Raw genomic sequence first — 7,097 nt, forward strand, 5'->3', positions numbered from 1 at the left:
CTTTTTCCCGCGCCTGTTCGCCTCACTTTGGACACGTCCATACAGGTCAACTGTTAGCCGCAAAGGGTATGTCACCGTCTTCATGCATACAATATGAATGCATTTACCCTGCTTCGCAAGCCCAACTATTAAATTGGTTTTCTTTTAGCTGACAGATTCGCCAGGAGCGAGGTATTGTTATCTCATGATAGCGGAAGAAGTTAAAGCTCTGCCGATTGACCGAAAGCTTCAGATCATGGAGGTTATCTGGAAGGATTCCCGAGACCGCTTTGACCGGTTGGACGTACCCCAGCAGCAAAAAGATCTTTTGGATCACCGTCGCGCACGGGTGCGAGAGGGCGTGGCACAACTCTTGGACTGGGATTCGGTAAAAGGAACCATCGGCAGGCCATGAATCGGGTGCGGATTTCAGAAGACGCACTTCAGGATCAAGTCATGGCATGGTCTGATTCTCATCATGTATTTTATTGGCTCGCTCCCAACGGCTGATTTCGCAGCCACCCGTGCCGGTGGGCATGGAAACTCCAGATTTGCGCGGCATGCCGAAATTGAAATTGGATTTTATAATGGTACCCTTCCATGGATCCGTTGTTCCAAATTCGACACTGTTTTTATAACATTTTCAAACGGTGGCGGCTCCGCCAGAAACATTGGTCGCATTGCGCGATAGTCCCGTTCGAGTTCAGCCAGTCGAAAATCTGGCGGCGCAAGGCGGAAGGTTCCGGGCTTGGCGAGTTCGTAATGCGCCCAACTTGCTGCAAAGAACCGGTTCTTCCAATCCGCTACCCGTTGCCGCAAGTCCGTGTTAGCCAACGCAGTTTCGACCACCGCATGACGAGCCAACGCAGCCATATCGGAATAGTGGCGCGAAAAGCGATCGCGCATCGGCTTTGCCTGCTCACGATGATATTCCGCATGCAGAATGGTGGCCTTTTCCCAGAAAGTCCGCTCCAGTTCCAACGCCACGAGTTCGCACCGGAAATCCACAAACAACTTCGGAAATTCCTCCGCCACCCACGACCTCACCGTGTGTGTTCCCACCGGTCGTTGGTCGGTCAGCGAGCCGAACTCCAGCTTCACGGAGCGGCCCAGATACTCGAAGCCCGTAGGTTCGTTGGAAGGATAGTGGAACAGCACCACCGGCGAATGGGTCGCATCATCCACGCGAAACTCCATCCAGGTTTTTCCATCCAGACGGCCCCCGAACGATTCACAAGCAATCCGTTCCAACTCCGGCACAAACCGCTCACGTACACGCCCAATGCAGGCATCCTCCAGTTCTTTCATGCGCGCCGTGCGCTGATTCCGGCTGTCGGCCTGTTCCACCGCTTCCTCGCTGATGCCCAGGAACGCGGGGTTCACGGATAAATCAATGTCCTCGGAAAACCGCTCAATCACACCGAAGACTTTCGATAATGAAGTGCCGCCTTTAAAGACGAGTTGCCCGCCAAACTCCGGATGCGCGAACAACACCGCCAACATCCATGAAACCCAGAAATCTTTCTCAACCATGACGGGCAGCAAGCCGCGTCGCGCCGCCGTTTCCCGGATAATCAGGGCTTGCTCCGACGCCGGGCGTTTGAAGAACTCCAGTTTCACAAATCAAGTTCCGGCTAATTTGCGAAAGAGCGGATGCATCCACGCGGGAGCCAGCGGAATATCCCGCAACAACTGCTGCCGTTCCTTGGCGGGCAACGTGCGTTTCAAATGTTCCACGCGTGCTGGAGTGATGTGCTCCTTGCCGAGATGACGCAATGCCTGGATCAGTAACCCGCTCAATTTTCCGGAGGCCGCCATATTTTTCATCGTGGTATGGCGCAACTGGATTTCCTGCCGCCCAAACTTCACCGTGCGCGACGTCCCATCCGTCAGGAAAACCACTTTGGCTGGCACTTGCTCGGATAAACCCAGCAAGTTGGTTGCGTAAGCACCGGCCGGTTGCAGCCGAATCCGGTCCTTTCCCGCCAGTGCTTTGGCCACTTTCTCAATATCCGGCGCAAGCATTCCCAGTTCCGAATGCGTTCGTGGATACTCATAAAGCCCGCGCGCCAGTCGGCGGATCGTCCCCTTGAGCGCCAGACGCGACAATGCCTTATCCACGGCTGCCCGCCCGCCGAGGTCCAGGAAGTCATTCGGGGTGAAAGCCGACCCCCTACCACTTCCGTAAATACGGCTTTTTAACTTGGCATCAATGGTTTGCATTCAATAATTTCTCCACATTTTGTCCGAAATACTACCCACTATTTCGGACTAACTAGACGCAGAATCAAGCCTGAAATTCGTATATTTTATGCCACCCGTGCCAGTGAATATCGGAATACCTGATTTGCGCGTAATGGAGAAACTAAAAGCATCCGCAACGGGGCCGACGCGCTTTTTCCCAGGGTAGAATCACCGCCCTGTCACCCGCGCTGATTCAACCGCTGGGCTGGAGGACGAAACACCTTTGGTGTTTAACTTTAGCGACCGGACGGTTCGATTTGAGCCTCGTCACCTCGGCGCCTACCTGGTTTTGGGAGGGCGGGCGACGGCATCCCAATCCAGTGTCAAAATGCCGCTGGAATTGAACCGCAAGGGAACCGCGGTAATGACTTGGGGGAGTTACTGGCACCCCACCGGGGTGTTTTCACCGGTCAACCGGATGCGACACCGCCGCATCGGCCAACAGCAACAAGGTAACATAGATTAAACAAAATACAATATAAAAGTGAGAAATAATGGATACATTTGGGACGCAAACTGAGTCATCCAGAGGAAATTTCACGAAAATCGTAAAAATATTTTTCCGTAAGCCTGGCTAAAGATGAAAACGAACGATACTTGGTTTGACTCCGCCGCAGGCGGCGACCAACCCGCGCAAGGTGTATGTCAGGAAACTGACGGGAGCGTAGCAGGTGGTGGCGTAACTTGGAACTCGCGCGATATGTTGCTAAGAGCGATTAACCCCAAATGCTCAACTCTGGTAGCAATCAGGCAGGTCTCTCGCCAGCCCCACACAAGCCCTGTGACTTGAGCGGCGGCGGGCGACCAAGGCAAACCAGCGCGTTCGCATTCAAAGTATCGAGTGTTCCAAACTAAGGAGCCGCTCAACCCTGGAGGGTTTGGCTGAGTTTGTTCGTCGGGTTCGTCCATCTGAGCCTGGTCCGGGCGGTACGGTACGGCGAAATGATACTGGGGGTCCGTGCCGTGAGGCGGCAGATCGGTCTCTTGAGTCAGATATGGCGTGGCATAGTTCATCAAATGGCCAAAAGTGAAACGCGATCGTTGCTGCGTGTACCCAACCGTAAAGAGTAATTCTCGCCGCACGGGGTTGTGTGTCGTGGCTAGACGAGAATATGGAATGGGGATTGCTTGGTGCGTGCAGGTGTTCCAGATGCCATCCGGTATGGGTGCTATCGCAACGTCGATGGGATAAGGCTCGTAGGGCATAACTGTAAGGAGCCTGAAAACATCATGCGAACCGTGAAATTGATGGGCTATGGGGTTGGTTTGACGCGCTCGTCCAACGTGTTCGTTGGTTAATAAATATCTTGTATTTTGGATTTCGATATAGCTCCCAGTTCCTTCTAAGCGACCGTAATCATGTTCGATGATTCTGGAGACCGGGGTAACGTAAGGGCTTATGGTGGGGGTCATGGCTCGCTTCACGGAGAAGCAAATATTATTCCAAGCCTCGCGATCTAGTTCGGACATAGGCATGTGATGAGACAAACAGGCCAGAACGGCCCCCCTTATTTCTCAGGAGGCATGGAGTACTTCAGCCCGAGCCGGGTAGCTTCGTTCATCGAACACGCCAAAAGATCAGCATTCGTTGCTGGCTCCTTGCTTCCAGATTTGGCGTTGTCGGCACGCAACTGTCGGGCGTTTACAACGGCTGTCACTAACTTCTCCAGGAGTGCTGCGGTGGGCACATCGTTCTTTTGATACTCCGGGTAGTATTTTTTCAGTACCTTTTCCACTGAGGCATAGTCGGAGAAGGCCGCAGACGTATAGGTCTCATGCAGCAAGAACCAAAACTCGATGCATGGCCATGAAAGCGCGACCTTGATTTTGTTGTCACGAGCCATGACCAACGCTTCTGCAAGATGCGGCCGATTCTGATGCGACTCCGAATCAAAAACACACCACACTTCATCAAAGGGGACGCTTCTCCCTTGTCGCACTTCGCAAGCGCGTTCTTTCCTCAAACGCTTTGCGGATTCCACCACCGATTTTGCGTCCGTACCCTTTGCCACTGTCACGATGATCGCAGCGCCCAGTTTGAGCCGGTTCTTGAGAGCATTAAAGTATTGTGGCTCGGTTTCTTTCCCTTCCGACACAATCAGGATGGTCTTGCCGCTCGCCGTCGCATGCTGCGGCACCCCGCGAAAGTAGCTCCGGGCTCCTCGGTTGAAATGCTTCGCTTTCATTTGGATGGACAGAGCCCTTCGGGAATGTACGGCACCCCCCCGTATCGCCCAGTCAGATACCCTTTTTCCAACGACTCGGTATTCCGCGGCTTGTAGTCGGTGAGTGGATACAGGAAAGTGTCCCCGGTCGGTTTCTTTTCGGTAAACCAAATTTGGTCGCGTCGCAGAATCTTTGAGCCCAGCAGTGTTGAGTTGTGGGTCGTAAAAATCACCTGCGCCCCCTTGCGGTTGTGCTTCGCGCAAAACAGCAATTTGAGAAACTCAGCTACCAGGTTCGGGTGCAAGCTGCTTTCCAATTCATCGATGCAGACAATTTGGCCTTTTTCCAGCATTTCTAGCCAGGGGCCAACGAGCGCGAAGAATCTCTGCGTGCCCGCCGATTCCGAATCAAAGTCAATCGCCACAGGATCCATGCCGTCCGCCTGGTGCTGGAGTTTGATTTCGGTCTCCGTTATTTCTCTAAGGTCGCCTTTCTCCTCCATTTTCTTGAGCATGGCCGGCGGCAAATGGGCCTTAAGGTCCTCAACGGGAATTTGATGTTCTTCCACTGTGGCCCCAACCAAGCCAAAATCCGCCCGCTGCAGCAAAGCGACCGCTTGCTCGAATATCTTCGGCTCCTTCTTGGCGAGGCTGGACGTATGACCTGGTGTCAGGACTGCGTTAACGCCCAAGTGGAGGAAATGCATGGTTTTCTTAAACCACTGATATATCGTGTCTAGTTGCTTGTGGTTCCACTGTGCTCCCGTGGACACGAACAACGCGTTGTCCCGGGTTTTGTCCTTTAACGCTTGGTCATACCGAAAATTCGCCGTAGGCGAACTCCATGAATACTTCTTTTTGTGTGCATCCCATCGCCGCTCGAACCACTTTTGTGCATGCCCTTTCGGGTACGCCACCAGGATTTCGTGGGTCACTCGTTCCCGCGTAACGGAAAATCCATACTGGTACCGGGTTCCCTCAATGATCGCCGTGATTTCAAACCGTGACGGCTCATTTGCCGCTCCTGGCGCCAACAGAAAAGGCTGTGCCTTGATCGCGTCTCCCGGTTGAAGTTTGATGGCCGAGTTCTCCACGAAGTAATCCATAAATTGCAGCGCATCCAGCACATTGCTTTTCCCTGAAGCATTCGCGCCGTAAAGCGCAGCCCCCTTCAGCAGGTTGACTCCTCTGAACCCTGAGACGCTTTCCAAATCAATGAGGTGCCCGGGCAGGGACTTGTCGTGGTTGTTCGCAACCATGCTCAAACGTTGCTCAGCACGAAACGACCGATGATTCTCGAATACAAACTCAATAAGCATGGTTAAAGTATTGCCAAAATAAAGCGCAATGTCAACTTTATTTCCATTTTCTTGCAAATAAATGTGTTTTATGAGTTTTTTTTGCATCAAAATAGCGCTTTGTAACACCATATACTTCTAATATTAAAGAACTTGCAGCATTTCTCCCCTCGCAGCGCGTACCCTACAGAATGTTAAACGCGGCCGTACACCTCTCGCTGAGCAACGTCAAGGCTCGGTTCACGCTGAAGCCGCGAGTCTTCGAGCTAACTGTGTGTGACGTTGAGACACGGCGGTCGCGCTTCAGGTCACTCTCCGGGCGGGCGTTGACGCGGGGAAGGTGTGCTGTCACCGGAAGTGGGATTGCCCGAGCCTTGACGGCCCGGTCCGCCGGGACGCCGACCACCGCCCTGGCCTGACATGCCCGGACTACCCGGACCGCCTTGACCATTTCGGCCGCCCATTACCGCTCGATCTGAGTCATTGTCATAGGTTGCTCCTTCTCGATTCAAAAGGAGGCATCATGAAAAACAGGAAATGCTATGGTCTGACCCCGGCGACTGGAATTGAACCGCAAGGGAACCGGGGTAATGTCCCGCTTGCCGTCGGGAGGCGGCCAAGGCTTGGGAGGAGGAGGCGGTGGTGGCGGTGGCGGTTCCGGTTTGACCGGGGGAGCAGGCGCTGGCTCCTTGGCCGCTTCCGGCCCGTAGGCGCGCAGGAAATCCGCTTCAAATTGCTGCCGGGCCTTTTTATCCGCGAGCAGCTGCTCGTACATCTTGAGGGGATGCGGATAAGGGTTTTTCTCCACCTGCTTGCAACAAGCATTGATCAGCGCGGCCACCTGCCACAGAGAGGGGCCGGTATAAGGCAAGACCCCGCGCACCACACCACGGACGACACGGCGAACCACGGATCGTCGGGCGCTACGCCAGGCCGGGTGAACGACACGGCGTAAAGGGCGGCGACCCAGCCGACGGCAGCGCTGCGGCAGACGCATAAACTTGACCATAAGTTTACTTTTTCTTTACCGAAATCGGTAAAATTCAGCGGTCAACTCCGCCAATCGACCACGTTTTCAAAGTACTCGTCGTTGGGAATATTGCGGGTCGGCAGGGTGAAGCACAGGTTGCCAGACTCCCGGGCGGCCTCGGTGCGCAATCCGGCGGCCAGGGTGATGAGGCGGGCGGTGGGCACGTCCTCCAGCTTGCGGGTGGCCAGCTCGGCCTCAACACGCCGGAGGGTGGCGCCCAGTTGCTCCCACCGCTGGGTGCGGGAGGCCAGGTGCTTATCAGCGAGGGCTTCCAGCTCGACCGTCCGGAGGTTCTGGATTTCGAACTGAAACTTGCGACCCCATTCCACCAGCAACGGTGTTAATTTTTGCAACTGTTTTCGGTGATTTTTTTATCCGTGG

General features: G+C 54.3%; 7 protein-coding genes. 1 reads left to right on the forward strand and 6 read right to left on the reverse strand.

The features are described from left to right. The first annotated feature begins 184 nt into the window (after nucleotides 1–184). Complete coding sequence (locus tag WCO56_14625; GenBank protein ID MEI7730805.1) at nucleotides 185–394, forward strand: addiction module protein; 210 nt, start codon at nucleotides 185–187, stop codon at nucleotides 392–394. 167 nt (nucleotides 395–561) lie between these two features. Here the strand turns inward: WCO56_14625 and WCO56_14630 are convergent, their stop codons facing one another. From WCO56_14630 to WCO56_14655, 6 genes are all read right to left on the reverse strand, one after another. Next, a complete protein-coding gene (locus WCO56_14630; GenBank protein MEI7730806.1) occupies nucleotides 562–1,599 on the reverse strand; it encodes a nucleotidyl transferase AbiEii/AbiGii toxin family protein in 1,038 nt (345 codons plus the stop codon). A 3-nt stretch (nucleotides 1,600–1,602) separates the two neighbouring features. Then, nucleotides 1,603–2,202, reverse strand: a complete 600-nt coding sequence (locus tag WCO56_14635) for a DUF6088 family protein (protein MEI7730807.1) — start codon at nucleotides 2,200–2,202, stop codon at nucleotides 1,603–1,605. Nucleotides 2,203–3,731: 1,529 nt separating this feature from the next. Further along, nucleotides 3,732–4,409, reverse strand: coding sequence for an RloB family protein (locus tag WCO56_14640; GenBank protein ID MEI7730808.1), 678 nt, complete (start codon nucleotides 4,407–4,409; stop codon nucleotides 3,732–3,734). Beyond that, on the reverse strand, nucleotides 4,406–5,818 hold the full coding sequence (locus WCO56_14645) for an ATP-binding protein (protein MEI7730809.1): 1,413 nt from the start codon (nucleotides 5,816–5,818) through the stop codon (nucleotides 4,406–4,408). Before WCO56_14645 ends, WCO56_14640 begins: the two co-directional genes overlap by 4 nt. A gap of 376 nt (nucleotides 5,819–6,194) precedes the next feature. Continuing rightward, nucleotides 6,195–6,695, reverse strand: coding sequence for a hypothetical protein (locus WCO56_14650; GenBank protein ID MEI7730810.1), 501 nt, complete (start codon nucleotides 6,693–6,695; stop codon nucleotides 6,195–6,197). Nucleotides 6,696–6,736: 41 nt separating this feature from the next. Then, nucleotides 6,737–7,069: a hypothetical protein gene (locus tag WCO56_14655; protein MEI7730811.1), complete on the reverse strand. Its 333-nt coding sequence runs from the start codon at nucleotides 7,067–7,069 to the stop codon at nucleotides 6,737–6,739. Nucleotides 7,070–7,097 lie beyond the last annotated feature (28 nt).

The sequence above is a fragment of the Verrucomicrobiota bacterium genome, from assembly GCA_037139415.1.
Lineage (GTDB): Bacteria > Verrucomicrobiota > Verrucomicrobiia > Limisphaerales > Fontisphaeraceae > JBAXGN01.

Bases quoted from the DNA above. Each gene is read 5' to 3' on its own strand.
- WCO56_14625 (MEI7730805.1), top strand. From the start codon at position 185: ATGATAGCGGAAGAAGTTAAAGCTCTGCCGATTGACCGAAAGCTTCAG.
- WCO56_14640 (MEI7730808.1), bottom strand. From the start codon at position 4,409: ATGAAAGCGAAGCATTTCAACCGAGGAGCCCGGAGCTACTTTCGCGGG.
- WCO56_14650 (MEI7730810.1), bottom strand. From the start codon at position 6,695: ATGGTCAAGTTTATGCGTCTGCCGCAGCGCTGCCGTCGGCTGGGTCGC.
- WCO56_14635 (MEI7730807.1), bottom strand. From the start codon at position 2,202: ATGCAAACCATTGATGCCAAGTTAAAAAGCCGTATTTACGGAAGTGGT.
- WCO56_14645 (MEI7730809.1), bottom strand. From the start codon at position 5,818: ATGGTGTTACAAAGCGCTATTTTGATGCAAAAAAAACTCATAAAACAC.